Raw genomic sequence first — 19,569 nt, forward strand, 5'->3', positions numbered from 1 at the left:
ATACTGCGCTGCAATATGATACTTGCTGCGGCAAAGGCGCAGCAAAAACGGACCGCCGCGGTCCATGAATGGGCCGTTTGCCTTTTCGGCGCGAGCCGGACAAATAGGCCATGCATCCGCGAGACCAGACCATCTTTGCGCTGTCGTCCGGCCGGGCTCCGAGTGCGATCGCCGTGGTGCGCGTCTCGGGTCCGCAGGCCGGCCTGGCGTTGACGACCTTGGCGGGGAAGCTGCCGGCGCCGAGGCAGGCCAGCCGCCGGCTGCTTCGTGACGGCTTGGGCCAGCCGATCGACGATGCGGTCGTGCTGTGGTTTCCGGGGCCGGCCAGCGCGACCGGCGAGGACGTCGCCGAATTCCACGTTCATGGCGGCCGCGCTGTGCTAGCCACGCTGTTTGCTGTTATTTCTGTAATTCCGAATACTCGGGCCGCCGAGCCAGGCGAGTTCACGCGGCGCGCCTTCGAGAATGGCAAGCTCGATCTCACCGAAGCCGAGGGTCTCGACGATCTCATCCACGCCGACACCGATCGCCAGCGCCGCCAGGCGCTACGGCAATTGCGTGGGCTGCTCGGCGATCGCGCGCGCGACTGGCGCGAGCGCATCATCGAGGCCTCGGCGCTGATCGAGGCCGGCATCGATTTTTCCGATGAGGGCGATGTGCCGGCGGAGCTGAGGGCGCCGGCAGTGAAAGCGATCAAGGCTCTGCACGACGAAATCACAAAAGTCCTTGCGGCACAGGGACATTCTGAACGTCTGCGCGAGGGCCTCGTGGTCGCGATCGCGGGCGAGCCCAATGTCGGCAAGTCGACGCTGATGAATCAGCTCGCACGCCGCGAGGTCGCGATCGTCTCGCCGCATGCCGGCACGACGCGCGACGTGATCGAAGTCCAGCTCGATCTCGATGGCTATCCCGTCACTGTGATCGACACCGCGGGCATTCGCGAGACCGATGATCCGGTCGAGCAGGAGGGCGTGCGCCGCGCGCGAGCGCGGGCCGAGGACGCCGACCTCGTGCTGTGGCTGGTGGAGGGGGAGCAGGACGTCGATCCCAGTGCGATGAGATCGTCTTGGACGTCCGGCGAGGGCGGTCGGTCCGGTGGCCCGGTCTGGATCGTCCGCAACAAGATTGACCTGAGCGAGGGCGTCGTACCGCCCCGCGAGTTCGGAATCTCGGCGAGTCGGGGGAATGGTGTCCCGGAACTGGTGGATGCGCTGGTTAAATTCGCTTCGGAGTTTTTCGGAACCACCGAGGGCGCGCTGGTGACCCGGGCTCGCCAGCGGGATCTGTTGGTCCGAACGTCAGAGAGCTTGCGCCGGAGTCTGGACCTTGTAGAAGACGGCGAGGAGCTTGCGGCCGAAGAGCTGCGCGCCGCCGCTTACGCCTTGGGCCGGTTGCTGGGCCGGGTGGATGTCGAAGACGTCCTCGGAGCCATCTTTCAAAAGTTCTGCATTGGAAAGTAGAGCTAGTTCTTCATTGTAGAACTAGCGCTTGTTCCATTCCTTGTGTTTCACGTGAAACATCCATCGCTCGCTCGCCCTACGTCGATCGGGGAACACGTAGTCGAGTCGATAAGGCAGCGCGATCCGGGCTTCTGCTACTTCGCTGTGCTGATCCCGCCTGGGTGTTTCACGTGAAACACTACTTGGCCGAGGGCATGGTCTCAGGGGCGAAGGAGGTTCCAGTCTCTCCGAGAGTACAAGGATCGGCTCGGGCTGAAACCCGCCCTCGCCATTGCGACGAAGCAATTCAGACTGCTTCTGCGGGAGGGAATTCTGGATTGCTTCGCTACGCTCGCAATGACGGGTGGCGAGGCCTTGTTCGTCAAAGGCATCTACCGCGCCGACGCAATCCTAGTTAAGTCGTTGTCTTCGTCGAACTGAGCTACTCCTCGCTGACGAACTCCGTTTCGTCTCACGTGAAACACGAGACACTTCAACGCCCGTTCTACTGTGCATGGGGTTGTTTTCGTGAAATCGGTTCGGCCCTGGGCCGGTGTTTCACGTGAAACATCCGGCTCCCCTAGTTTCTTCTTCCGGGTTTCCCGACACTGAGTTAGAAGTCCGGCCATGCGAACAGAGCGAGAGAGCTTCGACGTCATCGTGATTGGCGGCGGCCACGCCGGCTGTGAAGCCGCGGCCGCGTCTGCACGGATGGGCGCAACGACCGCGCTGGTAACGCATCGTTTCTCCACCATCGGTGCGATGTCCTGCAATCCCGCGATCGGTGGCCTCGGCAAGGGCCATCTGGTTCGCGAAGTCGATGCGCTGGACGGTCTGATGGGTCGCGTGGGCGACGCCGGCGGCATCCAGTTTCGCGTGCTCAATCGCCGCAAAGGTCCCGCCGTCCGTGGTCCTCGAGCCCAGGCAGATCGAAAGCTCTATGCGACCGCAATGCAGGCCGCGATCCGGCAGACTGAGGGTCTCTCGGTCATCGAGGGCGAGGCGGACGAGCTAATCGTGGCCAATGGCCGAGTCACCGGCCTGCGCCTGGCCGACGGCCGGGAGCTTCGGGCAGGGGCTGTGGTTGTCACCACGGGCACCTTCCTCCGCGGTCTCATTCATCTCGGTGAGAAGAGCTGGCCGGCCGGCCGCGTCGATGAAGCCCCCGCGATGGGTCTTTCCGCTTCATTTGAGCGCGCCGGCTTCACCCTTGGACGGCTCAAGACCGGCACTCCGCCGCGTCTGGACGGCACCACGATCGACTGGTCGGCCGTCGAAATGCAGCCCGGAGACGAGCCGCCGGAGCCGTTTTCGGTGATGACCGAGCGGATCACGACCCCGCAGATCCAGTGCGGGATCACCCGAACGACGGCTGCGACCCATGAGGTGATCCGGGCCAATGTTCATCGTTCGCCGATGTATTCCGGCCAGATCAAGAGCTCTGGTCCCCGCTATTGCCCGTCGATCGAGGACAAGATCGTCCGCTTCGGCGACCGCGACGGCCATCAGATCTTCCTTGAGCCGGAAGGGCTCGACGACAACACGGTCTATCCCAACGGCATCTCGACCTCGCTCCCAGAGGAGGTCCAGCTCGCGATCCTCGCCAGCATCCCTGGTCTGGAGCGAGTGAAGATGGTTCGCCCGGGCTATGCCATCGAGTACGACCACATCGATCCCCGCGAGCTCGATCCGACCCTGCAGACCAAGCGTCTGCGCGGCCTGTTCCTGGCCGGACAGATCAACGGCACCACCGGGTATGAAGAGGCCGCCGGGCAGGGCATCGTGGCTGGCCTGAACGCGGCACTGGCTGCGAGCGGGGCTGCACTGACCGTGTTCGACCGCGCCGACGGCTATCTCGGCGTGATGATCGACGACCTCGTGACCCGCGGGATCAGCGAGCCCTATCGGATGTTCACTTCCAGGGCCGAGTATCGCCTGACGCTGCGGGCCGACAATGCCGATCAGCGCCTGACCGAGAAGGGCATCGCCTTGGGGTGCGTCGGGAATGCCCGGACCCAGCATCATCGCGCCAAGATGGACGCCCTCAACGCGGCCAGGGCGCTCTCGAAGTCGCTGGCGATCACCCCGAACGAGGCGATCAAGCACGGACTGTCCCTGAACCGGGATGGCCAGCGCCGGTCGGCGTTCTCGCTGATGGCCTATCCGGATATCGGCTGGAGCCAGGTCCGCGCGATCTGGCCAGAGCTGTCCGCCATCGATCCGGTTATCGCCATCCATCTTGAGATCGACGCCAAGTACGATGTCTACCTTGAGCGCCAGAGCGCCGACGTCGAGGCCTTCCGGCGCGACGAGGGGATGGTCCTGTCGGAGGTCGATTACCAGCAGGTCCCCGGTCTCTCCAACGAGGTGCGGGCCAAGCTGGAGAAGGCGCGGCCGTTCACCGTCGGGCAGGCTGGCCGGATCGACGGTATGACGCCGGCAGCGCTCGGCATTCTCGCGGCCTATCTCCGGCGCGAAGCACGCAAGACCTCGAAAGCGATTGCATAGGCGTTTCACGTGAAACAACGCGGGCCGGCAGGCGGTAGATCTTCATCGCAACGATCTGAGGCGGGCGAGGGGGCAGGACGGCGAGCCGCGCCGTCACAGCCCGGACCAAAGATCGACAAGGCCAGCGCCAACGATCAATCACTTGATGCGATCATCGCCGCTGACAAGATCGCGGCGCTCAAGCTCGCGCCCGTTTCACATGAAACGGAAGCCCGGCTTGACCGCTACATCGCGCTGCTGCGGGAGTGGCAGGCCAAGACCAATCTGGTCGCGCCCTCGACCTTGCCGCAGCTCTGGACCCGGCACATCGCCGACTCGCTCCAGCTCGTCGATCTCGCGCCCGCCGCAAAGCGCTGGGCCGACCTCGGCAGCGGTGGCGGCTTTCCCGGCGTTGTTCTGGCCTGTGCCATGGCCGGGACCGCAGGCGCCAGCGTCCATCTCGTCGAGCGAATCGCCAAGAAGGCCGCCTTTTTGCGCGAAGCAATTCGCGTCACCGCATCTCCGGGAGTCGTACATCTCGCTGAGATCGGGGATAATGTGGATAGAATCACCGGCCCCGTCGATTGCGTCACCGCGCGTGCGCTGGCTCCGCTACATCAACTCATCGGCTTTGCGGAGCCGCTGATGCGCCAGGGCGCAAAGGCGCTATTTCTCAAGGGTCAAGATGTAGAGGCTGAATTGACCGAAGCCGCTAAATATTGGAATATCGAGCCTCGGCTCCACCGAAGCCGCACGGGCGACGGCTGGATCGTGGAGCTCGATGCCGCCGAACGGCGCAGCTGAGGCGCTCAGGGGTTGAGTGGGGAAATTTCGATGACCGTGATTGACGAGCCGCAGCCAGAGCAGACCCAAGAACCGACCAGCGAGGTGCCGCATGGCCATCCGCGCATCCTGGCGCTGGCGAATCAGAAGGGCGGAGTGGGAAAAACAACCACAGCGATCAACCTCGGCACGGCACTCGCTGCGATCGGCGAGCGCGTCCTGATCGTCGATCTCGATCCGCAGGGCAACGCCTCGACCGGTCTCGGCATCGATCGCCGCAACCGCTCATGCTCGACCTATGACGTGCTGATCGGCGAAGCCCCGCTGCGTGAAGCCGTGGTCTCGACCGCGGTGCCGCGGCTGCACATCGCGCCCTCGACCATGGATCTCTCTGGCCTCGAGCTCGAACTCGGCACCACGCCCGGCCGCGCCTTCAAGCTGCGCGACGCCATCGGCGCGCTCAACAACAACGTCTCGCCGGATGCCGACTACACCTATGTGCTGATCGACTGCCCGCCCTCGCTCAACCTGCTCACGGTGAACGCGATGGCTGCGTCGGACGCGATCCTGGTGCCGCTGCAGTGCGAGTTCTTCGCGCTCGAAGGTCTGTCGCAATTGCTGCAGACGGTGGAGCAGGTGCGCTCGACGCTCAATCCGAACCTGTCGATCCACGGTATCGTGCTGACCATGTTCGACTCGCGCAACAACCTCTCCAACCAGGTCGTCGCCGACGTCCGCCAGTTCATGGGCGAGAAGGTCTACAAGACCATGATCCCGCGCAACGTGCGCATCTCGGAGGCGCCGTCCTACGGCAAGCCGGTGCTGGTCTACGATCTCAAATGCGTCGGCAGCGAAGCTTACCTGCGGCTCGCCACCGAAGTGATCCAGCGCGAGCGTGAGCTGCGCGTCACGCATTGACGCTGGCGTAGGGTGGGTTAACCGAAGGCGTAACCCACCACTGTCTATCTCCGCGGAAACAGAAGAGGTGGGTTACGCTTCGCTAACCCACCCTACGATTCGAAATTCAGTTCTGGAGTGCTGCACCGTGAATCCAAGGGAGCTGGCGATGGCCGACGAAGCGCGTTCGCGACTGGGCCGGGGTCTTGCAAGTCTGATCGGTGATGTCGGCGGCGAGGCCCAGCATGTCGATCGGCCGCGCGCGCAGCGCAAGGTGCCGATCGAGTTCATCAAGGCCAATCCGCGCAATCCGCGCCGCACCTTTTCGGACACCGAGCTGAAGGAGCTCAGCGAGTCGATCAGGCAGCACGGCGTGATCCAGCCGATCGTGGTGCGTCCGGTGAAGGGCGCACAGGACCGCTTTGAGATCATCGCCGGCGAACGGCGCTGGCGCGCCTCGCAGATGGCCGGCCTGCACGAGGTGCCGATCGTTCCGGTCGACATCAGCGACAGCGACGCACTGGAGTTCGCGATCGTCGAGAACGTGCAGCGCGAGGACCTCAACCCGATGGAAGAGGCGCAGGGCTATCACGCGCTCGCCAACGAGTTCAAACGCAGCCAGGACGACATCGCAAAAGTCGTCGGCAAGAGCCGCAGCCACGTCGCCAACATGATGCGGCTGACGAAGCTGCCGGCCGAGGTGCAGGCCTTCATCGCGACCGGTAAGCTGACCGCCGGCCACGCCCGCGCGCTGATCGGCGTGCCCGATCCGCTCGCGGCCGCCAAGCGCATCGTCGAGGAGGGCCTCAACGTCCGCCAGGCCGAAGCGCTCGCGCATGAAGAGGGCGTGCCCGAGCGCAAGCCGCAGAAGGCGCGCGCTACCGGGGGCAAGGAAAAGGACCCTGATACGATCGACCTGGAGAAGCGCGTCAGCGACGCGCTCGGTCTCAAGGTCACCGTCAATCACCGCGACCCCGGCGGCTCGGTCCAGATCAGCTACAGCAACCTCGATCAGCTCGACGAGGTGATGAAGCGGCTCGCGAAGGGCGCGCTGTAGGCCAAGCCCTCGCTGTAGTCCCTGCGAACGCGGGGACCCATACCGCGTGATTTAGCGATCGGACCGGGGGCGCAGTACCGAACTGCAGTCTTCGCCAAACCACTTCCTGTGATTATGGATCCCCGCGTTCGCGGCGATTACAGCGAGGCTCAGCCCCGCCGCTTCGCGTTCGCGGCGATCGCCATCAATGTCCGCTGGGCGATGGCGGCGGCTAGCGTGGATTGCTTGCGGGTGTCGAGCGCGGCGGTCGCGAGCTGCTCGATGATGGCGGCGAGCCGCGCCACGCTGAAATTTCGTAGCGCCGTTTCGACCGCGGGCTTTCGTGAGAAATGCAGACGCGGATAGCCGCCGTCGAGCACGGCGGAGGCAGGCTGGCCGTCGGCGATCGCGAGCGCGGATTTGTGCAGCCAAGCAGCCTGACGCTGCGCGGCGGAGATGATCACGCCGGGATAGGTGCCGGCGATCATGGCCTTTGCGAATTCGGTCTCGACGATGTCGGGCCGTCCGGCAAAGGCGCCGTCGACGATCGGGTCGAGCTTCAGCTCGGAGGCGTCGGCGACCACCGCCATCACGTCATCCAGCGTGACCTCGCCCTTGCCGTGGGCATAGAGCGTCAGCTTGCGCAGCTCGTTGCGCGAGGCCTGGCGGTCACCGCCGAGGAACGACATCAGCGCGGCGCGGGCGTCCTGCGCGATGCGCAAATTGGCGATGCGCAGTTCGTCTTCCATGAGCTTTGCGAGGTCACGCTCGGTGTCGGGATAGCAGCCGATCGCCACCGCGGCCTTGGCCTTCTCGCAGGCCTTGCGCAGCGGCGATTCCGGACGCAGCTCGCCGGCCTCGATTACGACGCGGCAATCCTTCACCGACATCTCCGCCAGCGTATCGATACCGCTGGCAAAGCTGCGTGAGCCGGCGCGAATGCGGATGGCGCGGCGGCCGCCGAACAGCGGCACCGTCATGGCTTCGTCGACGAGGCGCGAGGGCTCGGCGGAGAGCTCGTCGCCGTCGAGCTTGACCAGCGAGAACGGATCGTTGGGATCATCGACGGCCGATGCGATCAGCGCATCGGCGCGCTCGCGCACCAGGCCGGCATCGGGACCGTAGAGCAGGATGATCGGACGGCCCGCATCGGGGCGGGCGAGGAAGGCGTCGATCTCTTTTCCACGCAGCGCGACCATGTTGCCTTTTACCTTGTCATTCCGGGGCGCGCGAAGCGCGAGCCCGGAATCCAGAGGTTGGGAATCGAGATTCTCAGGTGCGCAATTGCGCACCGTAGTTCTCGCTTCGCGAGCCCCGAATGACGGGAATAATCAGGTGCCAGCGGTGAAGAACGAGGCGAGCCGGGTCGTGATGTTCTCGGCGATCTCGTTGGCGGCACGATCCTCCGCGTCGCGGACGGCGCGGGTGCGGGAGAAGCGCTGATAGGACCCGGGCATGTCATAGGACACGCGCGAGAACGTGGTGCCGGTCATCACCGACTTGCCGGTCGCGACCTCGATCAGATTGTACTGGGCGTCGATGCCGAGGTTTTCGCTGGTCGGCAATCCCGTCGTGGCGCTGACGATCAGCGAAGAACGGCTGGAGGTGAAGCGGATGTCCAGCCGATGGGTCGGCGGCATTCCCGTCGCAGTGCCGTAGAGCTTGAAGGCGAGAGCATTGCGGACTTCGACACCGACACGGGCCTCGCGGGAGGCATTGGGCTTGGCGATCGGCGGGAGCTCGACCCCCATCAGCTTCTCGCGCAAGCCGGGGGTGCCGTCGCCACGCTCGGCATACATCGGCTGGAAGCAACCAGCCGTCAGCGCCGCCAATGCGGCGACCGCCAGCAAGCGGGCTGCGATGCGGATCCTAGCCGACAACATTTACGATCCTCTTGGGGACGATGATCACCTTGCGGACGGGCTTGCCGTCCAGGGCCAGTTTTACCGCATCGAGAGCCAAAACGGCAGCCTCGATTTCCGGATTCTGGGCCGCTGTTGCAACTGTGACGTCACCCCGCTTCTTGCCGTTGACCTGGACCACGAGGGTCACGCTGTCTTCAACCAGCAAATCGCGTTCGATTTGCGGCCAATTGGCCTCGGAAACCAGCCCGCTCTGGCCCAGAGCCTGCCAGCATTCTTCGGCAAGGTGCGGCATCATCGGGGAGAACAGCTGGACCAGGATCTGACTGGCTTCCCGGATCGCCCAAGCCAAATCAGGGGCGGGCTGGCCGGGTCGCTGCAGGATCTCCGAGAAGGTATTGGCGAATTCGCGGATATGGGCCAGGCAGACGTTGAAGTGCAGCCGCTCGATTCCGGTGGTGACCTTGTCGAGCGCGCCGTGGGCGGCCTTGCGCAAGGCAGTCGCGTCCGGGCCGAAGCTGGCCGGCCGGGCCGCCGGCGCGGCTTTGCCGAGCTCGATGGAATCGTTCACCAGCCGCCACAGCCGCTGGACGAAACGCGAGGCACCCTGGACGCGCTCGTCGCTCCAGATCACGTCGCGGTCGGGCGGGGAATCCGACAGCATGAACCAGCGGGCGACATCGGCGCCGTAGGTCTCGATGATGTCGTCGGGATCGACCGTGTTTTTCTTCGATTTCGACATCTTCTCGATCGGGCCGATCTGGATATCTTCGCCCGTCGTCAACAGCGTTGCGCGGCGCCCATTTCCGCCGACCTCGACCTTGACCTCGGCCGGCTGCACATAGGTGCCGTCGGCCTTCTGGTAGGTCTCGTGCACCACCATGCCTTGCGTGAACATGCCGGCGAACGGCTCATCCAGCGCGATGTGCCCGGTCGCCTTCATCGCGCGGGTGAAGAAGCGGCTGTAGAGCAGATGCAGGATCGCGTGCTCGACGCCGCCGATATATTGGTCGACCGGCAGCATCCGGTTGGCGACGGCAGGCGTCGTCGGAGCGGTCTCGTTCCAGGGATCGGTGAAGCGCGCAAAGTACCAGGACGAATCCACGAAGGTGTCCATGGTGTCGGTTTCGCGCTGAGCTTTGCCGCCGCATTTGGGGCAGGTGACGTGTTTCCAGGTCGGGTGATGGTCGAGCGCGTTGCCCGGCTTGTCGAAGGTCGCATCGTCAGGCAGCGTCACCGGCAAATCGGCATCCGGTACCGGCACCACATCGCATTTCGGGCAATGGATGACGGGAATGGGACAGCCCCAATAGCGCTGGCGCGAAATGCCCCAGTCGCGCAGGCGGAAATTCACCTGGCGCTCGCCGACCGGCGCGTTGCCGCGCAGCTCGCTTTCCAGACGTTTTGCGACCTCGTCCTTGGCCTGCTCGATGGTCATGCCGTCGAGGAAGCGCGAATTGATCATGCGGCCGTCACCGTCATAGGCGGTGTCGGTGATGACGAACGACTTCGGATCCTGGCCCTCGGGGCACACCACCGGCGTGTTGCCGAGATTGTACTTGTTGACGAAGTCGAGGTCGCGCTGGTCATGCGCCGGGCAGCCGAAGATCGCGCCGGTGCCGTATTCCATCAGCACGAAATTGGCGACATAGACCGGCAGCTTCCAATTCGGATCGAACGGGTGCACGGCGCGGATGCCGGTGTCAAAGCCCTGCTTCTCCGCGGTGTCGATGATCGACTGCGCGGTGCCGATCTTCTTGATGTCCGCAATGAACTCCGCAAGCTCGGGGTTCTTCGCGGCGGCTGCCTGCGCCAGCGGATGATCTGCCGAGATCGCCATGAATTTCGCGCCGAACAGCGTGTCCGGGCGCGTCGTGAAGATCTTCAGCTCACTCTCGCCGGCGGGCGTCGTCGCCTGATCCAGCGCGAAGCGAACCAGCAGCCCTTCCGAGCGGCCGATCCAGTTGCGCTGCATCAGCCGCACCTTGTCGGGCCAGCGATCGAGCCCATCGAGCGCGGACAGCAGCTCTTGCGAGTACTTCGTGATCTTGAAGACCCACTGGCTCATTTCCCGTTGTTCGACAACAGCGCCGGAACGCCAACCGCGGCCGTCGATCACCTGCTCGTTGGCGAGCACGGTCATGTCGACCGGATCCCAGTTGAGCTTGCGCTTCTCACGCTCGGCGAGGCCGGCGCCGAGCATGTCCAAAAACATCTTCTGCTGATGCTTGTAGTAGCTGGGGTCGCAGGTCGCGAATTCGCGTGACCAGTCCAGCGACAGCCCGATCGAGCGGAGCTGCTTCTTCATCGCGGCGATGTTGTCGTAGGTCCAGGCCTTGGGTGCGACCTTGCGCTCGATCGCGGCATTCTCGGCCGGCAGGCCGAAAGCGTCCCAGCCCATCGGATGCAGCACGTTGAACCCCTTGGCGCGCATGAAGCGGGCCAGCACGTCGCCGAGCGTATAATTCCGGACATGGCCGATATGGATGCGCCCGGACGGGTAGGGGAACATCTCGAGCACATAATATTTCGGCCGCGAATCGTCGTTCTTGGAGACGAAGATCGCCTGTTCGTCCCAGAGGCGTTGCCAGCGCGGTTCGGCGTCGCGGGCGTTATAGCGTTCGGAGGTCATGGAATCGTTGGGGTTTTCGTGGGTTCGGCCGTCTCAAGACGGCGGACTAGGCCATAGAAGTCCTTAGGGGGTCAATGGGTTGCCGCCGTTTGGAACCTTGCCGGCGCCTCCGCATAACTACGAAGGTCGGCGTTGGGGTGTGATTAAGGGGTCAATGCCAATTTGCGGCCCGACGAGACCGCATGAGTGCGATGGATTCCAGCTTCGACGAGCCCGATTACGACTATGCCGCGTCCATTGCCGGACGGGCGATGCGGAGCATGGCCGAACAGCGGATTGCGCCGACCCCGGCCAATTTTGCCGTCTGGTTCCTGTATTTCGGGGACGGCCATGAGGATCTGCGCAACGCGATCGATCTTCTGATCGACCACAATCGTCCTTTCGACGCCCGAACCAATCAGGACCTGTTCAAGACCTATGTCGCACCCCAGGTGAGTGCCGCCGTGGTCGACACGTCCGAGCGGCTGCAGGCGCTCATGGGGGCCGCGAAGGAGTTTCTGGCGACCGCGATCGCCGACAATCATTCGCAGATGCAGGTCATCAGCGAGGTGGCGGACCAGGGCAAGGCCGGCGTCGATCCGAAGGCGCTGGTTGCCCAGCTCATGAACGAGCTGGCGCGGGCCGCCACACGGGCGACACGGCTGGAAGCAGGCTTTGCGGAAAAGACCCGCGAGCTCGATGTGATCCGCGATTCGCTATCGAGGTCCGAGGAGCGCGCCCGGACCGACACGCTGACGGGACTCGCAAACCGGCGGGCGCTCGACGAATTCCTGCGCAAGGCACAGGCGACCGCCGCGTGGGGCGAGCCGCTCAGCGTGCTGATGCTCGACATCGACCACTTCAAGACTTTCAACGACAAATTCGGCCACGGCGTCGGCGACCAGGTGCTGCGCCTGATGGCGAAGGTGCTGCGTGAAAAGGTTCGCAAGCAGGATCTGCCGGCCCGCTATGGCGGCGAGGAGCTGATTGCGGTGCTGCCGGATGCCGATCTCGCCACCTGTGCCGAGATCGCCGAGCGCATCAGGCACGCGCTCGCGGAGTGCACGATCACCCGCCGCTCCACCGGCGAGGTTCTGCCCAGCATCAGTGTGTCGATCGGCGTGGCGCAGTACCGGGCCGGCGAAGCGATCACCGATCTCATCGAGCGCTGCGATCGCGCGCTCTATCTCGCCAAGGGCAACGGCCGCAATCGCGTGGTGACGGAGACCGAGCTCGATCACTTGGGGACTGCGGGGTAGCCTGTTGCGGGGCGTGGAGACGACGACGTCGGTCTTGGCTGACGATCAGCCCGCCATCATCATTTCGGCGGCGCCGGTCTCGATCGCCTGCACGCCGTGCTCGACGACATTGTTGCGACCGCGGTGTTTTGCGGCGTAGAGCGCGGCGTCGGCGGCTTCGATCAGGTCGCCGGGACGCAAGGCCTCGTTCGGCTTCGTCGCGGCAACGCCGATCGAGACGGTGACGATCATGTGGGCTGAGGTGATGTGCGGCAGGCACAGCTTCAGCACGGCCGCGCGGGCCAGCTCGCCGATTTCCACGGCGCGGTTCAAATCGGTGTTCGGCAGCAGCAGGCAGAATTCCTCGCCGCCATAGCGCGCCGCAAAGCCCATCGTGTCGGCGGCGATGCCGGACAGCGACTCGCCGAGCCTGGTCAGGCAGGAATCGCCTTCGAGATGGCCATAGGTGTCGTTGAACAGCTTGAAATGGTCGACGTCGATCATCAGAAGCGCGAGGTCGCTGCCATATTGCTGCGCGCGCATCCACTCGAAGTCGAGCCGGCTCTGGAAGCCGCGACGGTTGGCGAGCCCCGACAGCATGTCGATCGAGGCCATTACCGTCAGCCGGTCGTTGCTCGCGATCAGCTCGCGCTCGCGCTGGCTCAACTGTGCCGCCATCGCGTTGAACGCGCGGGCGAGCGGCACGAACTCGGCCGGCAGGCGATTGCGCGCCGCGCGGGCCGACAGATCGCCCTCGCCGAGACGCTTGGCCATGTCGACGAGCATCTCGATCGGCTTGATGACGAGCTTTTCGGCGGCGATCAGCGCGCCGAGCAGGACGAACACAACGACGAAAGCGAGCTGGAGATAGGCGGTGCGGATGTCGCGGTTGACCGCCGCGGACACCTTGTCTTCGTCGATGCTGGCGATCAGGCGGGCGTTGGTGCCGGAGATGCGGATGTAGCTGACCGCGCGGCGCGAGCCGTCGGCGGCGAGGAAAGACAGTGAGCCTTCGTCCTGGTCGGAACGCAGCGCCCTGTCGGCGATCGCCGACATCAGCGGCATGTTGTCGAGCGGACGGCCGACTGCGCTGTGCTGATCGGCCGGAGCGGCCAGCACGGTGCCTGCGCTGTCGACCAGCACGGCGGTGATGCCGGCGCGGCCGCCCAGATTGCTCATGACCTTCGACATCCAGTCGAGATTGACCGTGGCGAGGACGACGGCATCGGACACGCCGCTGAAGGCCGATACGGGATAAGCCGCCATCACCGTCGGTGCTGCTATCGGCCGCGACAGGATGAAATCGCTCAGCACGAAGCGGCCGCTCGTTTGGGCCTGCTGAAAGTAGGGCCGGTCGCTCAGGTCGAGGCCGACATACATATTGTTCGTCGCGCACTGGATGCGCCCGTCTGCGCCCGCGATCAAAAGCGTGCGGATCCAGGGCAGGTTCGACGGCAGGCTCGCGCGCAGCACGTCGCAGCTCTTGCTGACGCCGCCGGCAGAGGCGCGGATGAAGGCCTCGGATTTCAGGATGGTCTCGACCGACGAGATCACCTCGCGCTGCGCATCGGCGCTGTGCCGCGCCACGGTGGTGAATTCAACCGTGGCCTGCGCGATCTGCCGGGTGCGGGTATCTTCGAGCGAACGGATGCGCTCGAGCATCAAGGGCGCCACCAGAATCACCGCGAGCAATGCAAGCCGCGCTCGGATTCCGAGAACCTGCTTGAGTTTCGCTCGTTTGCGGTTGAGACTGATTCTTGCCATCTTCGCTACCCACCCCGTCGGCCAAGGTAAAGCGAAGGGTTCAAAAACTCTTTCTTGAACTCGGTAAAATTGGACTTACCTCGGTCAGGATCACAGCCAAGCGACGTCATGACAGAAGCCAACGCCGCGCCGGTAACCGGCCATTCACCAAACGCGCTCGCCGCGGTCGAAGCCGAAATCGCCCGCGCCTGCAAGGATGCGCGACGCGATCGCGCCTCCGTGACGCTGATCGCGGTGTCCAAGACTTTCGCCGCGGATGCAATTACCCCGGTTATCGACGCCGGACAGCGCGTATTCGGCGAGAATCGGGTGCAGGAGGCCAAAGGCAAGTGGCCTGCGTTAACGTCTGTTTACTCGGGCATCGCGCTGCATCTGATCGGACCGCTGCAATCCAACAAGGCGAAAGAGGCGGTCGCGCTGTTCGACGCGATCCATTCGGTCGACCGTCCGAGCATTTGCCAGGCGTTAGCCAAGGAAATCGAATCCCAGAACAAGCACCCGCAACTCTTCGTCCAGATCAACACCGGCGAGGAGCCACAGAAGGCCGGCATCGCCCCCGGCGAGGCCGACGCCTTCCTCGCCAGCTGCCGCGACACCTATGGGCTGACGATCTCCGGATTGATGTGCATCCCGCCGGTCGACGAGCCGCCGGCGGCGCATTTCGCGCTGACCGCCAAGATCGCCGCGCGTAATGGATTGACCAATCTCTCGATGGGCATGAGCGCGGATTTCGCCAATGCCATCATGCTGGGTGCCACCCATGTGCGCGTGGGGAGTGCGATCTTCGGGCATAGATAGGAGCCGTTAGCGACGGCCTCGCCCTGCAACGGCTCTCGAATTCGTCATTGCTTCGCTTCGCTCGCAATGACGGCGGTAGTTACACAAACCCCACTGACACCTTCCCGAGCACGCCAAAGTCCGCCGCGAGATGATCGCCGGCCTGGATCGGCAGCGGCGGATGGCACGTGCCTGTGGTCACCACCTGCCCTGCCCGCAAGGTCAGTCCAAGGCCGCGCAGCTCATTGGCGAGCCAGGCGAGCGCTACGCGGGGATCGCCGAGCACGTTCTTGCCGTGGCCGACATAGCGCTCGCCGCGCAGCGTGATCTGGGGCCGCTCCTCAACGAGATCCATCGCACGCCAGTTCGCAGTCGTCGCCGCGCCCAGCACGAACAGATGCGCGCAGGCATTGTCGGCGATCAGCTGCGCCTCGCCCGCTCTGGCGAAATCGGCAAAGCGGGAATCGGGAATCTCGATCGCAGGATGGAAGGTGTCGACGGCGGCGAGCACCTCATCGACGCTGTAGGGCGTTGCACGCGGCGGCAGATCGCGTCCCATGCGGAAGGCGAATTCAGGCTCGCCGACGCGCATCTCGTTGCCCTTCATCGACGCAGTCCCGCCATCGGCGATCACTGTGTCGCTCATGATGCGTCCGGCCAGCGGTCCGGTGACGTTGATGTGCTTCTGTCCTGATACGCTCGTGGCCGCGATCTTCCAGCCGAACAATGTCCCGTGCGACAGTGTTTCGAGCCCGGCCTGGATGGCGTAGCCCTCCGTGCGGCTCTGTGGCCGCAACCGCGGCTCCAGCACCTCTAGCTTGGTGCCGTCGCGCCAATGTTGAACGAGCACGCGCGAGGCGGCCGCGATCTGATCCCTGTCGAGCATGCATCCTCACCCGATGATGATTCTTGTTCGTGGCCCCAATCGCCGCAGCAATTGCAGCATCGCAGATTTCGTCATGGAGACGCAGCCCGCGGTCGGGCCGAAATTGTCGCGGGCCAGGTGCAAGAATACTGCGCTGCCGCGGCCGGCGACCCGCGGTCGCGTGTTGTGGTCGATTTCGATGATGAAGTCATAGAGATGGTCGGCCCGCTTGAGCCGGTCGCCGCCCTGCCCTTCGTCGAGCCGAATTCCCTGGTTGTAATGGCGATCCCTGGGGTCCTCGCACCAGGCGTCCTCTCCGGTGATGATCCGGGCCGGCAGGAAGCTCTGCGGACGGCTGTGCCGGTCGCCCCGCCACCATAAGCGCGTGGGACGGAAGCTGCCCCTGGGGGTGCCGCCGTCGCCCTCGCGCTTGTTGGCCAGGATGCCACCCCGCCCCAGCGCGACCGGTATGGTCAGCGATCCCGCCGTCAGCCAGCCTCGGCGCGGATTACCGGCCGCAGGCTTAACGCGGATCACAGAGAGCGGTCCGGCGCTTCGATTCTTGGCGTAACCAACTGAAGCTGCTTTATTTTTCATGTGAACGTGCGATGTCGAATTCATTACAGGACATTCATCAAACCGGCCTGCTATTCTGAGTTAGAGTGCTTCCGGCTTGTGAATCGGTAACAGCCCACTACTTCAACACGAACAACAATAATAACGGCGACCCCTAAACTTCCCCTCACGGCTGGGTGCAGCATGGATGCGCGCCGAGCCGGACCCCAAAAGGATGACCCCCTATGGCCAATGCCCGCAAGATCCTGATCGTGGATGACGATACCGATCTGCGCGACACGTTGGTGGAGCAATTATCGCTACACGAGGAATTCGAAGCCTCCGCGGTCGATACCGGCGCCAAAGGCGCGAGTGCGGCCAAGGCCAATGCTCCCGATCTCGTCCTGATGGACGTTGGCCTGCCCGACACCGACGGCCGCGAAGTGGTCCGCTCCTTGCGCAAGGGCGGCTTCAAGGCTCCGATCATCATGTTGACCGGGCACGACACCGATTCCGATACGATTTTGGGGCTCGAATCCGGCGCCAACGACTACGTGGCAAAGCCCTTTCGTTTCGCCGTCCTGCTGGCCCGCATCCGCGCCCAGCTGCGCCAGCACGAGGCCAGCGAGGACGCGGTGTTCTCGGTCGGCCCCTACTCCTTCCGGCCCGGCTCCAAGATGCTCACCGCCGCCAATGCGCGCAAGGTGCGGCTGACGGAGAAGGAGACCGCCATCCTCCGCTTCCTCTACCGCGCCGGCCAGATGCCGGTTTCGCGCGAGACCCTGCTCCAGGAGGTCTGGGGCTATAATTCCGGCGTCACCACCCACACGCTGGAAACCCACATCTACCGCCTCCGCCAGAAGATCGAGAAGGACGCCGCCAACCCGGAAATCCTGGTCACGGAAGCCGGTGGCTACAAGCTGGTGCCGTGATACGCTCGAAGGGCGTGCGAATCGTTTTAGATTGCACGCCTTTGAGCCTCGGATCTGAATGTCAATCGACGACGACGTAGCGCTTCTCGAGCGTGTCCCGACATTGCGCCTGTTGGGAGACGCCTCGTTGCGCATGCTGGCGATCGGCTCCGAGCAGCGTAACTTCGTCCGCGGCGACACCCTGTTCAATCTTGGCGACGACGCCGATGCCGGCTTCGTGGTCCAGCGCGGCGCCTTTCGGGTCGATGACGGCGCCGGCGCCGAGATGATCGCTGGCCCCGGCGCGTTGATCGGCGAGCTCGCGCTGGTGGTGCCGATGAAGCGGCCGTCGAGCGCGATCGCGCTGGAGCATTCCTCCGTCATCCGCGTCGCGCGCAGCCTGTTCCAGCGCGTGCTCGAAAGCGACCCCGCCGCGGCGGTTCGCCTGCGCGACGAGTTCGCGGTCCGCTCCAGCCAGATTGCCAGCGATATCCTGATGGCGGGTGCGAAGCTGACGAACTGACGTCGTAGCCCGGATGAAGCGAAGCGCAATCCGGGCTACGGGACCTCAAACCTCCAGCGTCACCGTGACAGGCACGTGGTCCGACGGTCGCTCCCAGCTCCGCGCATCGCGAAGAATCCTGAAATCGCTGACCGCGTCCTTTAGCGCGCGCGAGACCCAGATGTGGTCGAGCCTGCGGCCGCGATCGCCGACGGTCCAGTCGGGGGAGCGGTAGCTCCACCATGTGTAGACTTTTTCCGACATCGGAATCCGCTCGCGGGCGACGTCGACCCATTCGCCGGCGGCCAGCGCGGCCTGCAGCTTTTCGGTTTCGATCGGCGTGTGCGAGACCACCTTCAGAAGCTGCTTGTGCGACCACACGTCGTTCTCGTGCGGGGCGACGTTGAGATCGCCGACCAGGATGTGACGATCCTCCCCACGCGGATGCAGCGGCTCGCACGCCTTCATCTCGTCGAGGAAGCGAAGCTTGTGGTCGAACTTCTCGTTCAGCGCGGGATCGGGAATGTCGCCGCCGGCGGGCACATAGAAATTATGCACGACCAGCGGCTTTGCGATACTGGCCTTCTCGCCGAACGATACCGAGATGTGACGCGAATCCAGCTTGTCGCAGAAGGTGCGGATGTCCGTCGATTCGAACGGAATCTTCGAGACGATAGCGACGCCGTGATAGCCCTTCTGCCCGTTCAGCGCGACGTGCTCATAGCCGAGCCGCTTGAACCGCTTCAGCGGAAAGGCATCGTCGATGCACTTGGTCTCCTGCAGGCACAGCACGTCCGGCCGCGCGCTCTTGAGGAATTTCGCGACCAGATCGATGCGCAGTCGCACCGAATTGATGTTCCAGGTTGTCAGGGAAAAACGCATGGGAAATGCGTCTTAGCATGGATTGGTGCGGGGAAAATGCTTGTCCACAGCGAGCTCTCGTAGGGTGGGTTAGCCGAAGGCGTAACCCACCACGGTCTTTCACCGCGGTAGCAGAAGTGGTGGGTTACGCTGCGCTAACCCACCCTACGAGACCTATCCCGGTGCCGGGCCGTAATTTGTGAAATCGATCTTGAACATGCCGGGATCGAGCTTCTTGCTCGAGTCCAGATTGTAGACCGCGATCGTGGTGTCGTAGCCCTGCGGATCGGTGACGGTCCACTGCTTCAACTGGCCGTCCTTGGCGCCGAACATCAGCAGCAGGCGGCTGGTGCCGACCAGTGCCTGCTTCTCCTCGATGGTGACGCTGACGAAGACGTCGTCGGCCGAGACGCCAACGACATTGGTGTCCTTCATCAGGTCGATGCGATCCGACAGCAGGAAGCGCAGCGGCGTCTGCGACAGCGGATAGACGTCCTGGGTCGCGAGCTTGCGGTCGCGCACCACGAGCGAGGATCCGTCTGCGACGATGTCGATCGGGCTTGGCGCGTCATATTCGAAGCGCACCTTGCCAGGTTTCTGGATGTAGAAATCGCCCTGCGTCTTGCTGCCGTCGGGGCCGACCTGGACGAAATTCCCGACCAGCGTCGACAGCGACGACAGATAGGCACTGACCTTGGCGGCCTGCGCCTTCTGGTTGGCATCGAAGGTCTGGAAGATACTGGTCGGCACGTTGCGGCGCGGATCCGGGATCACCGGGTTTGGCGGCGTCTGGGTCGCGCCGGTGACAGCGGGCCCGCCGGCGGACGCTCCGCCGTCGCGGCCCTTCGGCGCGGGTTTCGGCACCGGGACGTTCTGCGCGAACGAGGACGCCGTCACCATCGAGGCGGTGACGAGAAGCACGCCGGCCACGCGCGCGCTTCGCGCAGCAATGGTGGCAGCGAATCGAATGTCCGGGTGTCT

At 64.3% G+C, this 19,569-nt stretch carries 17 protein-coding genes; 9 read left to right on the top strand and 8 right to left on the bottom strand.

The features are described from left to right. Window positions 1-110 precede the first annotated feature (110 nt). The 5 genes from mnmE to RAD10_RS04505 all read left to right on the top strand — a co-directional run bounded on the left by mnmE (window position 111) and on the right by RAD10_RS04505 (window position 6,663). Window positions 111-1,460, top strand: a complete 1,350-nt coding sequence (mnmE, locus tag RAD10_RS04485; RefSeq protein WP_461616468.1) for a tRNA uridine-5-carboxymethylaminomethyl(34) synthesis GTPase MnmE — start codon at window positions 111-113, stop codon at window positions 1,458-1,460. A 606-nt stretch (window positions 1,461-2,066) separates the two neighbouring features. Further along, window positions 2,067-3,947 (top strand): tRNA uridine-5-carboxymethylaminomethyl(34) synthesis enzyme MnmG, encoded by a 1,881-nt coding sequence (mnmG, locus tag RAD10_RS04490; protein ID WP_461616469.1) that lies wholly within the window; start codon window positions 2,067-2,069, stop codon window positions 3,945-3,947. Window positions 3,948-4,097: 150 nt separating this feature from the next. After that, window positions 4,098-4,730, top strand: coding sequence for a 16S rRNA (guanine(527)-N(7))-methyltransferase RsmG (gene rsmG, locus RAD10_RS04495; RefSeq protein WP_461616586.1), 633 nt, complete (start codon window positions 4,098-4,100; stop codon window positions 4,728-4,730). Window positions 4,731-4,760: 30 nt separating this feature from the next. Next, entirely contained in the window at window positions 4,761-5,627 is an 867-nt protein-coding gene (locus tag RAD10_RS04500) for a ParA family protein (protein ID WP_461616470.1), read from the top strand. Window positions 5,628-5,775: 148 nt separating this feature from the next. After that, window positions 5,776-6,663 (top strand): ParB/RepB/Spo0J family partition protein, encoded by an 888-nt coding sequence (locus RAD10_RS04505; RefSeq protein WP_461616471.1) that lies wholly within the window; start codon window positions 5,776-5,778, stop codon window positions 6,661-6,663. Between the two features lie 149 nt (window positions 6,664-6,812). Here the strand turns inward: RAD10_RS04505 and holA are convergent, their stop codons facing one another. The 3 genes from holA to leuS all read right to left on the bottom strand — a co-directional run bounded on the left by holA (window position 6,813) and on the right by leuS (window position 11,136). Continuing rightward, window positions 6,813-7,841, bottom strand: a complete 1,029-nt coding sequence (holA, locus tag RAD10_RS04510; RefSeq protein WP_461616472.1) for a DNA polymerase III subunit delta — start codon at window positions 7,839-7,841, stop codon at window positions 6,813-6,815. Between the two features lie 132 nt (window positions 7,842-7,973). After that, window positions 7,974-8,525, bottom strand: a complete 552-nt coding sequence (gene lptE, locus RAD10_RS04515; protein ID WP_018323549.1) for an LPS assembly lipoprotein LptE — start codon at window positions 8,523-8,525, stop codon at window positions 7,974-7,976. Beyond that, window positions 8,512-11,136 (bottom strand): leucine--tRNA ligase, encoded by a 2,625-nt coding sequence (leuS, locus tag RAD10_RS04520; protein WP_461616473.1) that lies wholly within the window; start codon window positions 11,134-11,136, stop codon window positions 8,512-8,514. Before leuS ends, lptE begins: the two co-directional genes overlap by 14 nt. A gap of 191 nt (window positions 11,137-11,327) precedes the next feature. Between leuS and RAD10_RS04525 the strand changes: the two genes are divergently transcribed. After that, the gene (locus RAD10_RS04525; protein ID WP_461616587.1) at window positions 11,328-12,374 is read left to right on the top strand and encodes a GGDEF domain-containing protein; all 1,047 of its coding nucleotides are present in this window, start codon (window positions 11,328-11,330) and stop codon (window positions 12,372-12,374) included. A gap of 45 nt (window positions 12,375-12,419) precedes the next feature. Here the strand turns inward: RAD10_RS04525 and RAD10_RS04530 are convergent, their stop codons facing one another. Further along, window positions 12,420-14,117 (bottom strand): diguanylate cyclase domain-containing protein, encoded by a 1,698-nt coding sequence (locus tag RAD10_RS04530; protein ID WP_461616474.1) that lies wholly within the window; start codon window positions 14,115-14,117, stop codon window positions 12,420-12,422. Window positions 14,118-14,225: 108 nt separating this feature from the next. Between RAD10_RS04530 and RAD10_RS04535 the strand changes: the two genes are divergently transcribed. Next, window positions 14,226-14,915 (top strand): YggS family pyridoxal phosphate-dependent enzyme, encoded by a 690-nt coding sequence (locus RAD10_RS04535; RefSeq protein ID WP_028139366.1) that lies wholly within the window; start codon window positions 14,226-14,228, stop codon window positions 14,913-14,915. Between the two features lie 79 nt (window positions 14,916-14,994). On the opposite strand, the gene RAD10_RS04540 is transcribed toward RAD10_RS04535, so the two are convergent. Together RAD10_RS04540 and RAD10_RS04545 are read right to left on the bottom strand one after the other, a co-directional pair. Beyond that, window positions 14,995-15,780, bottom strand: a complete 786-nt coding sequence (locus RAD10_RS04540) for a 2-keto-4-pentenoate hydratase (protein ID WP_461616475.1) — start codon at window positions 15,778-15,780, stop codon at window positions 14,995-14,997. Between the two features lie 6 nt (window positions 15,781-15,786). Further along, window positions 15,787-16,380, bottom strand: a complete 594-nt coding sequence (locus RAD10_RS04545) for a L,D-transpeptidase family protein (RefSeq protein ID WP_461616476.1) — start codon at window positions 16,378-16,380, stop codon at window positions 15,787-15,789. A gap of 179 nt (window positions 16,381-16,559) precedes the next feature. Here RAD10_RS04545 and RAD10_RS04550 point away from each other — a divergent pair, with 179 nt between their 5' ends. Both RAD10_RS04550 and RAD10_RS04555 read left to right on the top strand, forming a co-directional pair. Continuing rightward, entirely contained in the window at window positions 16,560-17,246 is a 687-nt protein-coding gene (locus RAD10_RS04550; RefSeq protein WP_007598630.1) for a response regulator transcription factor, read from the top strand. Window positions 17,247-17,304: 58 nt separating this feature from the next. Beyond that, window positions 17,305-17,748: a cyclic nucleotide-binding domain-containing protein gene (locus RAD10_RS04555; protein WP_461616477.1), complete on the top strand. Its 444-nt coding sequence runs from the start codon at window positions 17,305-17,307 to the stop codon at window positions 17,746-17,748. A gap of 45 nt (window positions 17,749-17,793) precedes the next feature. Here the strand turns inward: RAD10_RS04555 and xth are convergent, their stop codons facing one another. Together xth and RAD10_RS04565 are read right to left on the bottom strand one after the other, a co-directional pair. Further along, window positions 17,794-18,609 (bottom strand): exodeoxyribonuclease III, encoded by an 816-nt coding sequence (gene xth / locus RAD10_RS04560; protein WP_461616478.1) that lies wholly within the window; start codon window positions 18,607-18,609, stop codon window positions 17,794-17,796. 153 nt (window positions 18,610-18,762) lie between these two features. Continuing rightward, on the bottom strand, window positions 18,763-19,518 hold the full coding sequence (locus RAD10_RS04565) for an outer membrane lipoprotein carrier protein LolA (RefSeq protein WP_461616479.1): 756 nt from the start codon (window positions 19,516-19,518) through the stop codon (window positions 18,763-18,765). Window positions 19,519-19,569: the final 51 nt, after the last annotated feature.

The organism is Bradyrhizobium sp. 23AC (assembly GCF_054863025.1).